Source organism: Sideroxydans lithotrophicus ES-1 (genome assembly GCF_000025705.1).
Taxonomy (GTDB): domain Bacteria; phylum Pseudomonadota; class Gammaproteobacteria; order Burkholderiales; family Gallionellaceae; genus Sideroxyarcus; species Sideroxyarcus lithotrophicus.
In genome coordinates this window covers 512,556-528,827 of sequence record NC_013959.1, presented here as the reverse complement: position 1 = coordinate 528,827, position 16,272 = coordinate 512,556, and the positions used below count along the sequence as shown (strand labels likewise).

Below are 16,272 nucleotides of genomic sequence, written 5' to 3'. Positions count from 1 at the left end.
CCTGCAAAAATGCAGGCCTTTTTTCTTGAATGGTGCCGCTTGTCGGATTCGAACTGACGACCTACCGCTTACAAGGCGGTTGCTCTACCAACTGAGCTAAAGCGGCGGGGATTTTGAAACTGGTGGGTCGGGCGAGATTCGAACTCGCGACCAACGGATTAAAAGTCCGCTGCTCTACCGACTGAGCTACCGACCCCCTCCCAAAAGGGAGCGCGCATTATACGGGTTTGACTTCGAGTGTCAAACCTGCGAACGAACAGCTATGTGCTGCGATAGCGCGTGGAATCTGGCACGCCGGCTGCTGCAAAACCTTCGCGGCGCAAACGGCACGAATCGCAGCGACCGCAGGCACGACCTTCATCATCAGCCTGGTAACACGACACCGTGAGCCCGTAATCGACCCCCAAACGCACTCCTTGCCGGATGATCTCGGCCTTGGACAGATGCAACAGCGGCGCATGCAAAGTGAGCGGCTTGCCTTCCACCGCAGCCTGGGTCGCCAGATTGGCCATGCGCTCGAACGCCGCGACATATTCCGGACGGCAATCGGGATAACCTGAATAATCCACCGCATTCACACCGAAGAATATGTCTTGCGCTTTCAACACTTCCGCCCAGGCCAGGGCGAGCGACAGCATGATGGTGTTGCGCGCGGGGACATAGGTGATCGGGATGCCGCTGCCGGCTTGTTCCGGCACGGCGATATTGGCATCGGTCAGTGCAGACCCGCCGAATCCGGTGAGGTCGATGTTGACCACCCGCTGCTCGCGTGCGCCGAGTGACTGGGCGACCCGTTGCGCCGCAGCGAGCTCGGCGTGATGGCGCTGCCCGTAATCCACGCTCAAGGCATAACATTCAAACCCTTGTGTCCGCGCCATCGCCAGCACCGTGGCCGAATCAAGACCTCCCGACAGTAACACCACAGCCCGCTTCGTCATCAATGCCCCGCCTCATTACCCCACAAAAGTTTATGCAATTGCACCTGCAGGCGTACCGGCAGGCGGTCGCGCAATATCCATTCGGCCAGTTCCGTGGGCGCCAGTTGTCCTTGCGCGGGGGAAAACAGTACTGCACAACGCTGCGCCAGGGCATGCTCCTGCATCACCTGTTTGGCCCATTGGTAATCCGCTTCGCCGCACAGGACGAACTTGATCTCGTCGTGCCGGCCCAGATGTTGCAGATTGCCCCAAAGGTTCTTTTGCACTTCGCCGGAACCCGGCGTCTTGATATCCAGCACTTTCATCACGCGCGCATCCACCCCGCTCACATCAAGCGCCCCGCCGGTCTCCAGTGAAACTTCGTAACCCGCATCGCATAATGCACGCAGCAGGAACAGGCAATTCTTCTGCGCCAGCGGTTCACCTCCGGTGACGGTCACGTAGCGCGGAGCATAGCTGGCCACCTCATCCATGATCGCACTCAACTGCATGCTCTGCCCGCCAGTGAAGGCATAGGCCGTGTCGCAATAGGAACAACGCAACGGACAACCGGTCAGGCGCACGAACACCGTCGGCAGACCGACGCGACTGGTCTCGCCTTGCAATGAATAGAAAATCTCGCTGATGCGCAAAGACTCGCTGGTGACGTACGACATGGACTTCGGAAAAACTACTTGATGGCGGCAAGGCGCTTCTTCGCCTTGTCGGAAGCATCGCTGCCGGGAAACTTGGAAATGAGCAGCTTGAGCGTTCTCTTCGCCGCCGTCTTGTTCCGCAATCCCAGTTGGCATTCAGCCGTATTGAGCATCGTTTCAGCTACACGCGGATGATCCGGATATTTACCCGCCAGCGACTCGTAACTGCTCACGCAGCTCTTGTAATCCTTCAACAGAAAATAGGAGTTGCCCATCCAGTACAGGACATTCGCCTCATGCGCAGATTGCGGGTAGTTCTTCAGGAAACCGCCGAATGCAGTGACGGCGTTCTGATAGTTTTCGGCTTTGTAGAACGAATAGGCAGCGTCGAATGCCCGCTCCTCGCCACCCTGGCCCGCAGCGGCACCGGTGCCACTGTCGGCAGGCGCGGAGGTGGTTCCTCCGGCTTCGATACGGCGCAGACGGGTATCCAGATCGACGTAGAAATCCTTCTGGCGCTTCTCTGCATCCTGCAGTTCATGCGCGAATTCTTCGTTTTGCCCGCGCAGCTTGCGCAACTCGGTATTCAACGCTTCCATTTGCATCTGCATGTCGAGCATCGAGCGGATCGTCTGTTCCTTGTCCGCATCGGACGAAGCCAGCGCCTGCTCCAGCTTGACGATACGCACTTCCAGTTGCTGCACCTGCTTGCGCGCATCCTCGTCAGCGAACAACCCTGCCGAGGCATGGCTGCTCGCAACGCACAAACAGAGCAACAACCAGAAACGCATGGACTGACGGTTTACTTGGTGATGTAGACGATATCGGCGCGACGGTTCTGCGACCAGCACGATTCCATGTGATCAGCGCAACGTGGCTTCTCTTCACCGAAGCTCACTGTCTCGACCTGCGATGCCTTGGCACCGGACAGGACCAGCAGCTTCTTCACGTTGTTGGCACGACGCTGACCCAGTGCCAAGTTGTATTCGGTGCTGCCGCGCTCGTCGGCATTGCCCTCGACACGCACCTTGACGCTATCGTTCTTGCCCAGATATGCGCCATGAGCCTGGATGGCTGCACGATCCCCATCCTGCACTGCATCCACGTCGAACGGGAAATACACGCTACGGATTTCCGGTATGGCTGCTTCGGCATTCGCAGCAGCTTCAGCGGCAGTGGAAGTCTGGGCCGGCTCAGCCGCCGCAGTCGCAGGTGCCGTGGTTTCTGTGGTTGCGGCCGGGGTAGGTTCCGTAGCCGCTTCTTTCGGTTTTTCGGTTGCGCAGGCAGCCAGCAGGTTGACCAATATGATACTCAAGATAATCTTCTTCATCGTGATCTCCATTATTTATTGTTTAAGGAAAGGACCCCAGATCGGTTCGCGTATGTCACCACGCTGAGCGATCATCTTTTGCTTCACTCTTCCATCGCTGGATACGGTTGCCAATATACCACGACCTTGCGACTCGGTTGCGAACAAGATCAGCTTGCCGTTGGGTGCGAAACTCGGTTTCTTTTCCCATCCGCCGCCGGTCAATACCTGCATCTGATTGGTTTCAAAATCCTGCACCGCGATATAGAAAACCCCATCAACGAAATGCGAGAAAACGAAGCTCTTTCCATCCGGGCTGGGACGCGGCGAAAAATTGTTCGTGCCGTCAAAAGTGAGCCGTTCGGCCGAGCCGCCTTCCACCGGTACCCGATAAATCTGCGCGCTGCCGCCCCGGTCCGAAGTGAACAGCAGGGATTTCCCATCCGGGGTGAAGACCGGTTCCGTATCGATGGTCTCGCTGAACGTTATGCGGTGCAGATCCTTGCCGTCGTTGCGCACGAGATAAAGCTGCGAGTAGCCATCGCGCGACAATACCAACGCAAGCTGCTTGCCGTCGGGCGACCATGCCGGCGCGCTGTTGCTTCCCGGGAAATCGGCCAGCACCGTGCGTTTGCGTGTCGCCAGCGACTGCACAAAGACCGACGCATGCCCGCGCTCGAAACTCACATAGGCAAGCTGGCTGCCGTCGGGCGACCATGCCGGCGACATGATCGGCTCGTTCAGCGCCAGCAGGGTCTGCTCGCCGTAGCCATCGCTGTCGGCCACGACCAGACGGTATTTCTTGCCGTCGCGATTCACATAGGCGATGCGCGTGCTGAACACCCCGGGATCACCCGTCAGTTTTTCATATATCAGATCGGAGACACGATGTGCGATGGCTCGCAGCTGTTCGCTCTTGGCCGTCACCGCCAGGCCGATCAGTTCGGTGCGGCGGACCATGTCCAGCAAACGGAACCTCACCTCCAGACGCCCGCCATCCAGGTTCCGCACTTTGCCGATCAGCAGCGCGTCCACTCCGGGCCACTCCACATAGTTCACCTCACCCGGTTCATGCGGCGCTTTGCCGGCCGGGTCGACCAGCTTGAACAGCCCGGTACGCAGCAGATCGTTGGACACCACTGTGCTGATCGATTGCCCACCCTGATTCTCATCCCCGGCGAAAGGCACCAGTGATATCGGAACCTGATGCTCGCCCGCACCCGTGATCTCGATGCTCAACTCGGCACGCGCAGAGCACGCCACACACAACAAAACGATGACACCCAGAAAACGCATATACATTCACTCCTACGGTCTTATCGACAACTTCAGCTCGCGAAACATCTTCTGCAAAGCGACATCGGTCGGCACCGGCAACGGCTCCGCCGAAAGAATGGCACGCTCTGCGGCATCATCGTAAGCGGGATAACCGCTGCTCTTTACCAATACCGGATCATCCATCAGCATACCGTCAGGCAACAAGGTCACCTTGAAGATCGCCTCGGCAGTATCCGGCACGTCCGATACCATTTTCATCTTACGCCTGATCTTGTTGCGGATCTTGTCCTGATAACTCTCGATCAGCACCTGCGTCGCCGCACTCACCTCGGCGCGGATCCGCGCCTGTTCGGCCTGCCGCGCCTTGTCGATCTGCCTCTGCTTCTGCGTATAAGCCTCCAGCGCTTTCAGCTCGGCCTCCTGCCTTGCTTTGGCCGCTGCCTTCGTCTTCATTTCGGCTTTTTTGCTTTTTTTGTCGCGGATCTCGATATCTGCCTTCACCGGCGGCAGCACAGGCGGTACGACCCTGGCTGGAGGAGCCGGTTCCACCTTGGCAGGCTGGGGCGGAGCAGGCGCCGGTTCCTGTTTGGGAACTACCTCGGTATTCGGCAGATTGTCCCACATCTCCACGCTGTAACTTTCCGACGGCTGCGATTGCCAGCGCACACCGAAGTACAGCAACGTGAAAAACACGAGATGCACCGTCAGCGCCAGCAACCCGGCAGACAGACGATGGGGTTCGCGATATGCCAGTGCCATACTCATCGAGTCTTGGCGAGCAGACCGATCTTCTTGATATGCTGTTGTTGCAGCATGTCCATGACGTTCACCACCTCTTCATAGCGCACATTCCTGTCCGCAGAGATCACCACCGGCTGATCCGGATTCTTCTTCAGACTCTGTTGCAGCTGTGCAGCCAACTCATTGCGCGACACCGGGAACTCCACGCCTCCCCTGGCATGGTCGCGCAAGGCCAGCGTGGTGTCCTTCTTGATGATGACTTCCAGCGGCGCCACCGGCGGCGCCAGCGACTTGCCCACGCTGGGCAGGTCGATCTGTCCCGGATTCATCAGCGGTGCCGTGATCATGAAGATGACCAGCAGCACCAGCATCACATCGATATAAGGCACGACGTTGATCTGACTCATCTGCGGATGGGAAGATCGCCGGCTATTGTTCATAGTTACCCATCGCTATCGCGCACCGCACCAAAGGCAGGCAATCTGCCACTTCGCTTCGCTCGTGCAGAATTGACACCGTCATGGCTGCCTCTGCAACACATTCGAAAACTCCTCGATGAAGCTCTCGAAGCGCGACGACAAACGGGTGATGTCATGCGCATAGCGGTTGTAGGCCACCACCGCGGGGATCGCCGCGAACAGGCCCATCGCAGTCGCCACCAGCGCTTCGGCGATGCCCGGCGCGACCTGAGCCAATGTCGCCTGCCCCACGTTGGACAGCCCGCGGAACGCGTTCATGATGCCCCATACCGTCCCGAGCAGACCGACATACGGGCTGACGGAGCCGACGGTGGCAAGAAAGGACAGATGCGATTCCAGATGGTCCATCTCGCGCTGGTATTTGGCGCGCATCGCGCGGCGGGTGCCGTCCATCACGGCCGCACCATCCACGCCATGGGTCTTCTTCAGTTTGACGAACTCGGCGAAACCCGCTGCAAAGATGCGCTCCAGCGCACCCACATCGGTTCTAGCCTGGCTGTTCGCCTGCTGGTAGAGCGCATTCAGATTCGGATTGCCCCAGAACGCATCCTCGAACTCGCGTGCCTGTTTTACCGCCGAGCGCACTGCAAACATCTTGAGGAAGATGTACCACCACGACATCAGCGACACCAGCAGCAACAAGCCCATCACCAACTGCACCAGCAAGCTGGCGTTGGTGACCAAGTGCATGAATGACAGATCCTGGATCAGTTCCATTTGTTCAATCCCACTGTTTGCGTAAAACATCCGGCACACTCACCGGCTTGAAAGACTTCACGTCCACACACACCAGATGCACCTCGCCTTGCACCAGCAAATCTTCACCGCGCACAACGGTCTGCAGGATGCTCACGCGGCTACGCCCGATCTCCTTGACATGCGAAGTCACCGTCAGCAGATCGTCCAGCAAGGCAGGCTTCAGGTAGTCCAGCTTGAGCGAACGCACCACGAACACCACGCCCAGCTCTTGCATCAGGCGCGCGTTGCTGTAACCGAAAGTGCGCAGCCACTCAGTCCGCGAACGCTCCATAAAGTTCACATAACTGGCGTGATAGACCACGCCGCCCGCATCCGTATCCTGGAAATACACCCGGACCGGCCACGAGAACAGCTTGTGCTTACTCATCCCACAGTTCCTTGTTGTTGCCATTGCGCGGCTGGATCAAGCCAAAGTGCTGATAGGCGTTCGCCGTCGCCATGCGGCCACGCGGCGTGCGTTGCAGGTAGCCTTGCTGGATGAGGTAGGGCTCCAGCACATCCTCGATGGTGTCGCGCTCTTCGCCTATCGCAGCGGCGAGGTTGTCCACCCCGACCGGTCCGCCCATGAATTTTTCGATCACCGTCTGCAACAACTTGCGGTCCATCACGTCCAGCCCGCGCGAATCCACATCCAGCATGGTCAGTGCGGCATCCGCCACTTCGCGTGTGGCATTGCCCTCGGCGCGCACATCGGCGTAATCGCGCACGCGGCGCAGCAGGCGGTTGGCGATGCGCGGCGTGCCACGCGAACGCCTGGCGATCTCCAGCGCACCGTCCGGCGAGATGGGCAGTTCCAGCAAACCGGACGAGCGCGTGACGATGCGCTGCAATTCTTCCGGCGTATAGAACTCCAGCCGAGCCACGATACCGAAGCGGTCGCGCAGCGGATTGGTCAGCATGCCGGCGCGCGTGGTCGCGCCGACCAGCGTGAACGGCGGCAGGTCGATCTTCACCGAGCGAGCGCCCGGCCCCTCGCCGATCATGATGTCGATCTGGTAATCCTCCAGCGCGGGATAGAGTATCTCTTCCACCACCGGCGACAGGCGGTGGATCTCGTCGATGAACAGCACGTCGTGCGGTTCGAGGTTGGTCAGCAACGCGGCGAGGTCGCCCGCGCGCTCCAGCACCGGGCCGGAGGTGTGGCGGATGTTGACGCCCATCTCGCGCGCGATGATCTGCGCCAGCGTGGTCTTGCCCAGACCGGGCGGGCCGAACAGCAGCACGTGGTCGAGCGGTTCCTTGCGCTTCTTTGCGGCCTGGATGAATATCTCCAGCTGGCCGCGTATCTTCTCCTGCCCGACATATTCGTCGAGCTGCTTGGGGCGCAGCGCGCGGTCCAGCGCCTCCTCCTGTGGCGAGGCCGGCGCGGCGGAGATGATGCGCGGTTCGGCGGATAGGTCGTCGTTGTGGATCATGCTCCGGATGATAACTTAAGCGTATTCATGGTTTGGACAAAAGCTTGAGGGCCTGGCGGATGCCGTCCGCGACACCGGCCTCCTTGGGCAACTGTTTGGCCGCCCAATCGGCCTCCTTCTCGTTATAGCCCAATCCCAGCAACGCATTGACGATGTCGCTGGATGACGAGGGAACGGAGCCTGCCATTGCTCCTGCACCGGCCACCGCGAATTTGCCCTGCAGTTCGAGCAGCAAACGCTCGGCTGTCTTCTTGCCGACGCCGGGTATCCTGGTGAGACGCGATGCATCCTTGTTGGCCACCGCCAGCGCGAGATCGGCCAGGCTCAATCCGGACAGCACCGACAACGCCAGTTTCGGACCGACGCCGCTGATCTTGAGCAACTGGCGGAAAGCGACGCGCTCTTCGTGCGTCAGGAATCCGAACAGCAGGTGCGCATCCTCGCGCACGATGAGTTGCGTGTGCAGCACGACCTTTTCATGCAGCGCAGGCAGGTTATAGAACGTGCTCATCGGCACATCGACCTCGTAGCCCACGCCCTGCACATCCAGCACGATCTGCGGCGGGTTCTTTTCCAGCAACGTGCCGCTCAGTCTTCCGATCATTCGTTTCCCTTACTCAAGTCATCCTGCCAAAAATGGAATGCCCGCAAGCCCCGTAAAACGGCGATCTGCAAAGCATACATGCGAAGAACCCCGTCATTCGGCGCAGTTCAGGCCAATCGCCTGAAGGTGTCCGTCTCTGCCGGCCTGCAGGCAAGGCATCTTTCCCGGCTCACTTGCTCAACAACAACGCCAGCGACAGCAGCGTGCCATGCACCATCATCGCGCCGATAGTGAGCTTGATCGCCTCACCCAGTTGCCGCGGTTGCGCGGCATGCTGCAACAGCAGGCGCGCCGCCTTGATGCTCAGCGGCAGTGCCAGGAATGCAGCCAGCGACCACAGCGGCAGCCAGTCCAGCAGCGCGCCCAACAACAGCCAGGCATACGCAAGCGCCACGATCAGCGAATAGCCCCAGCGCGCCGATTGTATCGGCAGCCGCGCCACCCAGTGCAGCTTGCCCGCAGCCGTGTCGGCAGTGCGGTCCGGAAACTGGTTGATGTAGAGCAGGTTCGTCACCAGCAGTGCATAGGGCAAGCCCGCGATGAATGGCGCAGCGGCGAACCCCTTGCGTTGCACGAAATCGGTGCCGACGGTGATGGCGAGGAAACCCGCCGCCACGCACAGCTCGCCCAGGCCGCGGCTGTTCAAACGGAACGGCGGCGCCGAATACGCCCAGCCGATGAACAGCCCGGCCAGACCGACATACATCAGTTGCGGCGCGGAACGCGCCATCAGCCACAACCCGGCCACCGCCACGCCTGCCATCAGCGCAAAGCCGAAGTTGCGCATCTCGGCCTGCGTCATCACGCCGTTCTGGATGAAACGGCTGCCGCCGGTGAAGGGGAAGATGCGCTCGGTGTTCTGCGCATCGGTGCCGTTGAGCGCGTCATAGTAATCGTTGAGCACATTCACGCCGGCCTGTGCCAGCAACGCGAACAGCAAGGTGACCAGGGCCATGGGCACGTCGAATGCGGCACCGCCGTGCCAGGCCACGGCCAGCCCGATCAGGCACGCCATCAGGCTGGCCGTCAGGAAGGCCGGGCGTGTCGCGGCAAAATAACGGGCAAACGGGTTCTGAAACATGGCCAGCGTCGGCTCCAGCGGTTGCGTCATACCAGTCTCCCCTTCCGTACACGAAAACCTTTGGTCGCCAGTGCACCCATGCCCATGCCGCCGTGCGCATGACAGATCGCACAGGCCAGCGCATCCGCCGCATCCGGGCTCGGCGTGCCGGACAGTTTCAGCAAACGCTGCACCATCGCCTGCACCTGTTCCTTGTCGGCGTGGCCGTTGCCGACCACCGCCTGCTTCACTTGCAGTGCCGTATATTCAGCCACCGGCAGATCGGCCTGCACCGCCGCACAGATCGCCGCACCGCGGGCCTGCCCAAGCAACAGGGTCGATTGCGGGTTCACGTTGACGAACACCTTTTCCACCGCCACCTGCTCGGGCTTGTGCTGCGCAATGACCTCACCCAGCGAAGCCAGGATCACTTTCAACCGTTCCGGCAACTCGCCGTCCGGCGTCTTGATGCAGCCGCTGGCGACGTAATGCAACTGCTGGCCTTCTTTATCGACGACCCCGAATCCGGTGATACGCAAGCCGGGGTCGATGCCTAAAATTCGGATTGAGGATTTAGGATTTGGGATTGAGCTAGGCATTGCAATGCCTCAGCATGGCTTTCCTGAATCCTGATTCCAAAATCCTCAATCCTGGCCTTCCATGACGGCGTTGGTATAGACCTCTTGCACGTCCCCAACGTCTTCCAGCGCATCCAGCAGCTTCTGCATCTTCGCCGCATCCTCGCCAGTGAACACCACCTCGTTTTCCGGCCGCATGGTGACTTCGCCCATCTCCGGCTTGAAACCCGCTGCCTCCAGGCGCTGTTTCACCGCCACGAAATCATGCGGCGAGGTGATGACTTCGATGCTGCCGTCGTCGTTATTGACGATGTCTTCCGCACCAGCGTCCAGCGCCACTTCCATCAGCGCGTTCTCGTCGGTTCCCGGAGCGAAGATCATGTGGCCGCAATGCTTGAACAGGAAAGACACCGAACCGTCGGTACCCAGATTGCCGCCGTACTTGGTGAAGGCGTGGCGCACATCGGCCACCGTACGTGTCTTGTTGTCGGTCATGCAATCGACCATCACCGCCGCGCCGTTGATGCCGTAACCCTCATAGCGCAGCTCCATGTAGTCCACGCCTTCCAGTTCGCCCGCACCGCGCTTGATGGCGCGCTCGACGTTGTCCTTGGGCATGTTCTGGTCATAGGCCTTTTCCATCGCCAGGCGCAGGCGCGGATTGATGTCCGGATCGCTGCCGCCCAGCTTGGATGCAACGGTGATCTCCTTGATGAGGCGGGTGAATATCTGGCCGCGCTTGGCATCCTGGCGCCCTTTGCGGTGTTGAATGTTCGCCCATTTACTGTGTCCAGCCATGAGGTTTCCCCGAAAATGCCAAATAAGCCGGATGGTAACATTTCGCGCCATATTGACCAAAACCGCCAGCCGCAACAGGCGATTGACTCGCGGCGGGAAATGCATGAACCTGCGGCATCACGCTGTCATCCCAATCCTTAAGGAGCCGCCCATGAAGATGAACCATCTGTTGATTCTGTCCGCCGGATTGCTGTTAGCCGGCAACGCGCTTGCCGACGAAGCCCTGCTTAAGAAGAGCGGCTGCTTCGCCTGCCATACAATGGATAAGAAGCTCGTCGGACCGGCGCTGAAGGACATCGCGGCAAAATACAAAGGACAACCCGGCATCGTGGACAAACTGGCGAAAAAGGTGCGAACCGGCGGCGCGGGCAACTGGGGAACGATCCCGATGGCACCGGCTCCCGCTACCGTGAGCGACGCCGACCTCAAGGCTGCGATCACCTACATCCTCACCCTGAAGTAGACATCTCTTCCATAATGGAACGATCTGCCGGAACTTACGGTTTCGCGGGGCTGATCGTTTCGGCCGGCCTGGCCGGCATGTTTTCATGCAGCTTTTGCATGCCCGCAGCAATCTCTTCCTTGCTCAGTTTGCCGTCCTTGTTCGCATCGAACTCGTCGAAATGGCCGAATATCATCGGCATCCCGATCTCTGCCTCATCCTTGCTCAACAAACCGTCGTGATTGATGTCGACTTCGTCGAAGCGCTGGTCGAAACTCGTATCGCATTTATCGGCCATCGCTCCATGCGCGGCCGGCATCTCGTCGCGGGTGATCTTGCCGTCGTGGTTGGCATCCAGCGCCTTGAACTGTTCGCGCTGGAACGCATCGAATTCCTTCCTGCTGATCGCCCCGTCGCCGTTCTTGTCCATCTCCCGGAAGAACATGCCGCCATAGCCACCCGGATGTCGCACATCGCAGGCATGCACCATCGGAGCAACAACGAGCAGGCTGCCCGCCACCATCAATCCCGGAATCACTTTCATGCTTTCTCTCCTGTATTTATGAACTTGACTGTCGGTCAGCGTCCTTGCAGACAGATTAGCATGAAGCAGGTCCGGCGGCGGGTCGGCAGGTTATAATCGTCCGGAATTTTTTCAGCACTTGCCAATGGGCATGACCAATATTGAATGCCATCCCTGAAAATTAAACTTGCCATGCCCATTTCCCTCTCCTCAATCCTCTCCCGGAGGAAAGCCCCCCTATCCAACTTTCCCCCGCAAGCGGGAGAAAGGGCGAACGAGAAAGGCCTTCTTCACATCCTGCGGGCGAGGAGGCAAACGAACGCTTTGCGAGTTTCACATTAATGAACATATTTTACGAAGAAGACGGTGGTTTCAAGGTCGGCAATATCCTTGCCGATAACACCACCTCCCTGCAGGTCGAGAACACCCACGGCAAGCGCAGCAAGATCAAATCAGCCAACGTCATGCTGCGTTTCGCCCAGCCCGGACTGTCCGAATTCCTGACCCAGGCGGAGCAAGTGGCCGCCGACATCGACGTTGAGTTCCTGTGGGAAGCTTCGCCGCCGGACGAGTTCGAGTTCGGCACGCTGGCACAGGAGTATTTCGGCCACGTCCCCAATCCCGTCGAGGCGGCAGGCGCATTGATCCGCCTGCACTCCTCGCCCATGCATTTCTACAAGAAAGGCAAAGGGCGCTACAAGGCGGCACCGCCGGATGCGCTGAAGTCGGCACTCGCCAGCGTCGAGAAAAAGCGCCTGCAGGCGGAGCTGCAAACCCGCTACACCGAGCAACTCAGCACTTTCCAGTTGCCTGCCGAATTTGCCGACCACCTGAGCATGATCCTGTACAAACCGGATCGCAACACCATCGAAGTCAAGGCAGTGGAAGCTGCCTGCGCCGCCACGCACCTGTCCGCGGCGCACTTGCTGGAACACTGCGGCGCGCTGCCCTCCACGCACGACTATCACCTGAACAAGTTCCTGTTCGAGAACTTCCCGCGCGGCACCGGCTTCCCGGATGTCACGGTGGAGGCACACCCCGAACTGCCCCTGGCAGCCGTCAACGCCTTCAGCATCGACGACGCCAGCACCACCGAGATCGACGACGCGTTCTCGGTCGAAAAGCTGGCGAACGGCAACTGGCGCATCGGCATCCACATCGCCGCGCCCGCGCTGGGCATCGCACCCAATTCGCCCATCGACGCCATCGCCGCACAGCGCATGTCCACCGTGTACATGCCGGGCGACAAGATCACCATGTTGCCGGACAGCGTGGTGCAAGCCTTCACGCTGTGTGCCGACAAGGTCTGCCCCGCGCTCTCGCTGTATGTGGAAGCAGATGCCGCCACGCTCGCCATCGTGGGCAGCGAAAGCCGCGTCGAGCGCCTGCACATCGCCTCCAACCTGCGCCACGATACGCTGGAACCGCTATTCAACGAGGAGACGCTGGCGGCTGGCAAACTCGATTACGATCACGCCCCCGAACTCAGGCTGCTGTGGGATTTCGTGCAGAAGCTGGAAGCGGCGCGCGGCAAGTCCGCCGACAACAGCACCCAGCAGATCGATTACACCTTCCATGTGGAGAACGACCGCATCACCATCGGCCACCGCCTGCGCGGCTCGCCCATCGACAAGGTGGTGTCGGAACTGATGATCCTCGCCAACAGCAGCTGGGGGAAATTGCTCGACGACCACGATGTCGCCGGCATCTACCGCACGCAGAACAACGGCAAGGTGAAGATGAGCACCGTCGCCGCGCCGCACCAGGGGCTGGGCGTGGCGCACTATGCCTGGTCGAGTTCGCCGTTGCGCCGCTACGTCGACCTGGTGAACCAGCGCCAGATCATCAGCGTATTGCGCGCCGAACCGCCGGTCTACGCCAGGAACGATACCGCGCTGTTCTCCATCCTGCGCGACTTCGACACCGCCTATACCACCTACAATGAATTCCAGCGCGGCATGGAACGCTACTGGTGCCTGCGCTGGCTATTGCAGGAAGACGTGAAGCAGGCCGATGCGCTGGTGCTGCGCGAGAACCTGGTCAAGTTCGCCGACATCCCGCTGATCGGACGCATCCCGTCGTTGCCGGAAATGCCACCCAACACCAGGGTGACGCTCGAGATAACCTCGATCGACCTGCTCGACCTGGATTTCGATGCCCGCTATCTGTCCAGCATGGAAGTCCCGGCATGAAATATCCTTCCGTCACCATCCTGCAACAGCCTGCACCGCGCCTGTCGTTCGCCGTGCTGTTCTCGTTCGGCCTGCACGCGTTCATCCTGTTCGGTATCGCCTTTGTCATTCCGGACTGGAAAGACATCCCCATCGTCAGCCAGCCGCTGGAAGTGACCCTGGTCAACAGCAAATCGAGCAGCCGTCCCGACAACGCCAACGCCTACGCGCAAAGCAATCTCGACGGCGGCGGCAACACCGAAGACGACCGGCATGCCAAGACGCCTTTCCCCGTACTCGGCGATGCAAAACGCTTCACCCCGGAACAGACCACCCAGCGTCTGCGCCAGTTGCAGCAGGAAAACAAACGACTGCTGACGCGCTTGAAAGGCGATTACAGCGTAGCCGTGAACAAGGCGCAAAAACAGCCCAGCGACTCGGGGGCCGACGGACACGACCTCGTGCAGCGCTCGCTGGAGATCGTGCGGCTGGAAGCCCAGATCAGCAAGAGCCTGAGCATGTATGAAAAGATGCCCAAGCGGAAATACATCGGCGCACGCACGGAAGAATACCGGTTCGCCCAATACGTCGAAGACTGGCGAGCCAAGGTAGAACGCGTCGGCAACATGAACTACCCCGAGGTCGCGCGCAGCCAGAAGATCTACGGCAGCCTCACCCTCACCGTCTCGATCCGCTCCGACGGCAGCGTGGAAAGCATAGAGATCAACCGCCCCTCGGGCCAGCGCATCCTCGACGCCTCCGCCATCCGCATCGTCAAACTCTCTGCGCCCTTCTCGCCCTTCCCGCCCGACATCCGCAAGGACACCGACGTCCTCAGCATCACCCGCACCTGGACCTTCACCAGCACGGACAGGTTGGAAAGCGAGTAGCCGTCCGAGCAGCGAACAGGGGCCCCGCCCAGCGGGGATGGGAGTGTCCGCGAGTGGCGGCCGTTGCCGAAACACGTGCACCATGCGCTGCTCGATCCTCGCTGAGGCAACCGCTGGAGCTGCACCTTTGCACTGCACTTGCGGGGTGTGAACGTCCGCGACCAACGCCACCACCAAACCCACTGTGCCATGAGTAATACAACCCTCACTGAGGTGGTTGACCCGGGCTGCGCACCAAAGGCAGGCGGCATTCTAATTTCGCAAGCTCAATAAGAATCGCCGATCAGCGAGGCCCCGTTTACGGGGTGTGAGCATCCGCGATGCAGCACCATTAACACATCCCCCAAGATCAAACCATATGCCAAACGGCATATGTTCACCCATATCCACTCCCAGTAGACTCGCGCCGCTTCTAGTTTCCGGCCGGCGACACTCCGGTGCTTTCCATCATCGTTAGCCATATTGAAAGGGGCGGCATGAACATCAAGGAATATCTGCGCAAGTTCACTGAACTCAGCATCATGTCTGCCGCGATCGTCGCGCTGGCTTTGACCGGTTGCGGAGGAGGCGGTGGCGGCGGAGGTAGCGCACCCGCTTCCGTCCTGGTCAGCACCTTTGCCGGCACTTCGGGATCGCATGCCATCACCGATGGCATCGGTGCAACCGCCCGCTTCCAGATTCCCGCTTATATCGCCAGTGACGGTACCAACCTGTACGTTACCGACATGTACGCCAACAACATCCGCAAGATCGTCATTGCCACCGGGCAGGTGACAACTTTCGCAGGCAGTATCACTGGCGCTTCGGGCGTTACCGACGCACCCAGCGGTCCCGGCACAAGTGCCCTGTTCAACAACCCCTATGGCATCGTCATCGATGCGACGAACACCAAACTGTATGTGGCTGACGGTTACAACCACACCATCCGTCAGATCGTCATCGCCACAGGGGTGGTCACTACGCTTGCCGGGACGGTGGGAACGCCCGGATCGGCAGACAACGCCACTGGCACCCTCGCAAGTTTCCGCTATCCCATGGGGCTCAGCCGAATCGGAACCAACCTGTACGTGGCCGATTCCAGCAATAGCACCATCCGCCAGATCGACCTTGCCAGTGCGAGTGCCGCCGTCACCACGCTGGCGGGCACCCCGCCAAGCACCGGCTATTTCAATGGCCTGACTGGAGCTTCCTCGGTGTTTTACTCACCCACGAGCATCGCCACCGACGGCGCCAGCTTCCTGTACCTGACCGACACACTCAATAACGACGTGCGCAGGATAGATGTCTCGACAGGTGCGACCACACTCGTCGCCGGGGGTAATTCCACGCTCGCCAGTTCCGGGGTCGGTTCGTCAGACGGCATCGGTGCAAACGCCCGATTCAATCAACCGATGGGCATCACTACCGATGGCAGCAATCTGTATGTGGCAGACACCAACAACCATACCATCCGCAAGATCGTCATCGCGACTGGCAACGTTACCACTCCTGCCGGAGCGGCACTCGTTCCCGGAACAGCCGATGGAGCCGGGCCGACGGCAAGGTTCAATCACCCATTCGGCATCATTTACATCAATGGTGCTTTGTACGTCGCGGATTACACCAATGGCAGCATCCGTAAGGTCCAGCTGTAGCCTGCTCGGCCGGGCAGG

General features: G+C 59.9%; 19 protein-coding genes and 2 tRNA genes. 4 read left to right on the top strand and 17 right to left on the bottom strand.

Annotated features, from left to right (window positions below):
• Positions 1-30: 30 nt before the first annotated feature.
• The 16 genes from SLIT_RS02605 to SLIT_RS02530 form a co-directional block, all read right to left on the bottom strand.
• A tRNA-Thr gene (locus tag SLIT_RS02605) sits at positions 31-106 on the bottom strand.
• Between the two features lie 14 nt (positions 107-120).
• Positions 121-196 (bottom strand) — tRNA-Lys (locus SLIT_RS02600).
• 64 nt (positions 197-260) lie between these two features.
• A complete protein-coding gene (gene queC, locus SLIT_RS02595) occupies positions 261-938 on the bottom strand; it encodes a 7-cyano-7-deazaguanine synthase QueC (RefSeq protein WP_013028663.1) in 678 nt (225 codons plus the stop codon).
• The gene (gene queE, locus SLIT_RS02590; protein WP_013028662.1) at positions 938-1,594 is read right to left on the bottom strand and encodes a 7-carboxy-7-deazaguanine synthase QueE; all 657 of its coding nucleotides are present in this window, start codon (positions 1,592-1,594) and stop codon (positions 938-940) included. Before queE ends, queC begins: the two co-directional genes overlap by 1 nt.
• A 14-nt stretch (positions 1,595-1,608) precedes the next feature.
• Positions 1,609-2,364 carry a tol-pal system protein YbgF gene (gene ybgF / locus SLIT_RS02585; protein ID WP_013028661.1) on the bottom strand — a complete coding sequence of 252 codons (756 nt, stop codon included), beginning with the start codon at positions 2,362-2,364 and terminating at the stop codon, positions 1,609-1,611.
• A gap of 11 nt (positions 2,365-2,375) precedes the next feature.
• Positions 2,376-2,903, bottom strand: a complete 528-nt coding sequence (pal, locus tag SLIT_RS02580; RefSeq protein WP_013028660.1) for a peptidoglycan-associated lipoprotein Pal — start codon at positions 2,901-2,903, stop codon at positions 2,376-2,378.
• A 15-nt stretch (positions 2,904-2,918) separates the two neighbouring features.
• Positions 2,919-4,178 carry a Tol-Pal system beta propeller repeat protein TolB gene (gene tolB, locus SLIT_RS02575; protein WP_013028659.1) on the bottom strand — a complete coding sequence of 420 codons (1,260 nt, stop codon included), beginning with the start codon at positions 4,176-4,178 and terminating at the stop codon, positions 2,919-2,921.
• Positions 4,179-4,190: 12 nt separating this feature from the next.
• Positions 4,191-4,925 (bottom strand): cell envelope integrity protein TolA, encoded by a 735-nt coding sequence (tolA, locus tag SLIT_RS02570; RefSeq protein ID WP_013028658.1) that lies wholly within the window; start codon positions 4,923-4,925, stop codon positions 4,191-4,193.
• Positions 4,922-5,308 carry a protein TolR gene (tolR, locus tag SLIT_RS02565; RefSeq protein ID WP_223293813.1) on the bottom strand — a complete coding sequence of 129 codons (387 nt, stop codon included), beginning with the start codon at positions 5,306-5,308 and terminating at the stop codon, positions 4,922-4,924. The genes tolA and tolR overlap by 4 nt, the downstream gene beginning before the upstream one ends.
• 111 nt (positions 5,309-5,419) lie before the next feature.
• A complete protein-coding gene (gene tolQ, locus SLIT_RS02560; protein WP_013028656.1) occupies positions 5,420-6,097 on the bottom strand; it encodes a protein TolQ in 678 nt (225 codons plus the stop codon).
• A 4-nt stretch (positions 6,098-6,101) separates the two neighbouring features.
• Positions 6,102-6,506, bottom strand: a complete 405-nt coding sequence (gene ybgC, locus SLIT_RS02555) for a tol-pal system-associated acyl-CoA thioesterase (protein ID WP_013028655.1) — start codon at positions 6,504-6,506, stop codon at positions 6,102-6,104.
• Positions 6,499-7,554 carry a Holliday junction branch migration DNA helicase RuvB gene (gene ruvB, locus SLIT_RS02550; RefSeq protein ID WP_013028654.1) on the bottom strand — a complete coding sequence of 352 codons (1,056 nt, stop codon included), beginning with the start codon at positions 7,552-7,554 and terminating at the stop codon, positions 6,499-6,501. The genes ybgC and ruvB overlap by 8 nt, the downstream gene beginning before the upstream one ends.
• A 25-nt stretch (positions 7,555-7,579) precedes the next feature.
• Positions 7,580-8,158: a Holliday junction branch migration protein RuvA gene (gene ruvA / locus SLIT_RS02545; RefSeq protein WP_013028653.1), complete on the bottom strand. Its 579-nt coding sequence runs from the start codon at positions 8,156-8,158 to the stop codon at positions 7,580-7,582.
• Between the two features lie 169 nt (positions 8,159-8,327).
• Positions 8,328-9,269: a prenyltransferase gene (locus tag SLIT_RS02540; RefSeq protein WP_013028652.1), complete on the bottom strand. Its 942-nt coding sequence runs from the start codon at positions 9,267-9,269 to the stop codon at positions 8,328-8,330.
• A complete protein-coding gene (ruvC, locus tag SLIT_RS02535) occupies positions 9,266-9,817 on the bottom strand; it encodes a crossover junction endodeoxyribonuclease RuvC (protein WP_013028651.1) in 552 nt (183 codons plus the stop codon). The genes SLIT_RS02540 and ruvC overlap by 4 nt, the downstream gene beginning before the upstream one ends.
• Positions 9,818-9,862: 45 nt before the next feature.
• Positions 9,863-10,594: a YebC/PmpR family DNA-binding transcriptional regulator gene (locus tag SLIT_RS02530; RefSeq protein ID WP_013028650.1), complete on the bottom strand. Its 732-nt coding sequence runs from the start codon at positions 10,592-10,594 to the stop codon at positions 9,863-9,865.
• Positions 10,595-10,745: 151 nt separating this feature from the next.
• Here SLIT_RS02530 and SLIT_RS02525 point away from each other — a divergent pair, with 151 nt between their 5' ends.
• Positions 10,746-11,057: a c-type cytochrome gene (locus SLIT_RS02525; protein WP_013028649.1), complete on the top strand. Its 312-nt coding sequence runs from the start codon at positions 10,746-10,748 to the stop codon at positions 11,055-11,057.
• Positions 11,058-11,091: 34 nt separating this feature from the next.
• Here SLIT_RS02525 and SLIT_RS02520 read toward each other — a convergent pair whose 3' ends face one another.
• Positions 11,092-11,580 carry an EF-hand domain-containing protein gene (locus SLIT_RS02520; RefSeq protein ID WP_013028648.1) on the bottom strand — a complete coding sequence of 163 codons (489 nt, stop codon included), beginning with the start codon at positions 11,578-11,580 and terminating at the stop codon, positions 11,092-11,094.
• A 320-nt stretch (positions 11,581-11,900) separates the two neighbouring features.
• Here SLIT_RS02520 and SLIT_RS02515 point away from each other — a divergent pair, with 320 nt between their 5' ends.
• From SLIT_RS02515 to SLIT_RS02505, 3 genes are all read left to right on the top strand, one after another.
• Positions 11,901-13,751, top strand: coding sequence for a ribonuclease catalytic domain-containing protein (locus tag SLIT_RS02515; protein WP_013028647.1), 1,851 nt, complete (start codon positions 11,901-11,903; stop codon positions 13,749-13,751).
• Complete coding sequence (locus SLIT_RS02510; RefSeq protein WP_013028646.1) at positions 13,748-14,620, top strand: energy transducer TonB; 873 nt, start codon at positions 13,748-13,750, stop codon at positions 14,618-14,620. The genes SLIT_RS02515 and SLIT_RS02510 overlap by 4 nt, the downstream gene beginning before the upstream one ends.
• Positions 14,621-15,096: 476 nt before the next feature.
• Positions 15,097-16,254: an NHL domain-containing protein gene (locus SLIT_RS02505; RefSeq protein WP_013028645.1), complete on the top strand. Its 1,158-nt coding sequence runs from the start codon at positions 15,097-15,099 to the stop codon at positions 16,252-16,254.
• The last annotated feature ends 18 nt before the right edge of the window (positions 16,255-16,272 follow it).

What these genes read in the sequence shown, in the direction of transcription:
- tolQ (WP_013028656.1), bottom strand. Translation starts at nt 6,097, where the DNA reads ATGGAACTGATCCAGGATCTGTCATTCATGCACTTGGTCACCAACGCC.
- SLIT_RS02515 (WP_013028647.1), top strand. Translation starts at nt 11,901, where the DNA reads ATGAACATATTTTACGAAGAAGACGGTGGTTTCAAGGTCGGCAATATC.
- SLIT_RS02540 (WP_013028652.1), bottom strand. Translation starts at nt 9,269, where the DNA reads ATGACGCAACCGCTGGAGCCGACGCTGGCCATGTTTCAGAACCCGTTT.
- queC (WP_013028663.1), bottom strand. Translation starts at nt 938, where the DNA reads ATGACGAAGCGGGCTGTGGTGTTACTGTCGGGAGGTCTTGATTCGGCC.
- ybgC (WP_013028655.1), bottom strand. Translation starts at nt 6,506, where the DNA reads ATGAGTAAGCACAAGCTGTTCTCGTGGCCGGTCCGGGTGTATTTCCAG.
- tolA (WP_013028658.1), bottom strand. Translation starts at nt 4,925, where the DNA reads ATGAGTATGGCACTGGCATATCGCGAACCCCATCGTCTGTCTGCCGGG.
- SLIT_RS02530 (WP_013028650.1), bottom strand. Translation starts at nt 10,594, where the DNA reads ATGGCTGGACACAGTAAATGGGCGAACATTCAACACCGCAAAGGGCGC.
- SLIT_RS02525 (WP_013028649.1), top strand. Translation starts at nt 10,746, where the DNA reads ATGAAGATGAACCATCTGTTGATTCTGTCCGCCGGATTGCTGTTAGCC.
- ruvC (WP_013028651.1), bottom strand. Translation starts at nt 9,817, where the DNA reads ATGCCTAGCTCAATCCCAAATCCTAAATCCTCAATCCGAATTTTAGGC.
- ruvB (WP_013028654.1), bottom strand. Translation starts at nt 7,554, where the DNA reads ATGATCCACAACGACGACCTATCCGCCGAACCGCGCATCATCTCCGCC.
- tolR (WP_223293813.1), bottom strand. Translation starts at nt 5,308, where the DNA reads ATGAGTCAGATCAACGTCGTGCCTTATATCGATGTGATGCTGGTGCTG.
- ruvA (WP_013028653.1), bottom strand. Translation starts at nt 8,158, where the DNA reads ATGATCGGAAGACTGAGCGGCACGTTGCTGGAAAAGAACCCGCCGCAG.
- SLIT_RS02520 (WP_013028648.1), bottom strand. Translation starts at nt 11,580, where the DNA reads ATGAAAGTGATTCCGGGATTGATGGTGGCGGGCAGCCTGCTCGTTGTT.
- SLIT_RS02510 (WP_013028646.1), top strand. Translation starts at nt 13,748, where the DNA reads ATGAAATATCCTTCCGTCACCATCCTGCAACAGCCTGCACCGCGCCTG.
- pal (WP_013028660.1), bottom strand. Translation starts at nt 2,903, where the DNA reads ATGAAGAAGATTATCTTGAGTATCATATTGGTCAACCTGCTGGCTGCC.
- tolB (WP_013028659.1), bottom strand. Translation starts at nt 4,178, where the DNA reads ATGCGTTTTCTGGGTGTCATCGTTTTGTTGTGTGTGGCGTGCTCTGCG.
- SLIT_RS02505 (WP_013028645.1), top strand. Translation starts at nt 15,097, where the DNA reads ATGAACATCAAGGAATATCTGCGCAAGTTCACTGAACTCAGCATCATG.
- ybgF (WP_013028661.1), bottom strand. Translation starts at nt 2,364, where the DNA reads ATGCGTTTCTGGTTGTTGCTCTGTTTGTGCGTTGCGAGCAGCCATGCC.
- queE (WP_013028662.1), bottom strand. Translation starts at nt 1,594, where the DNA reads ATGTCGTACGTCACCAGCGAGTCTTTGCGCATCAGCGAGATTTTCTAT.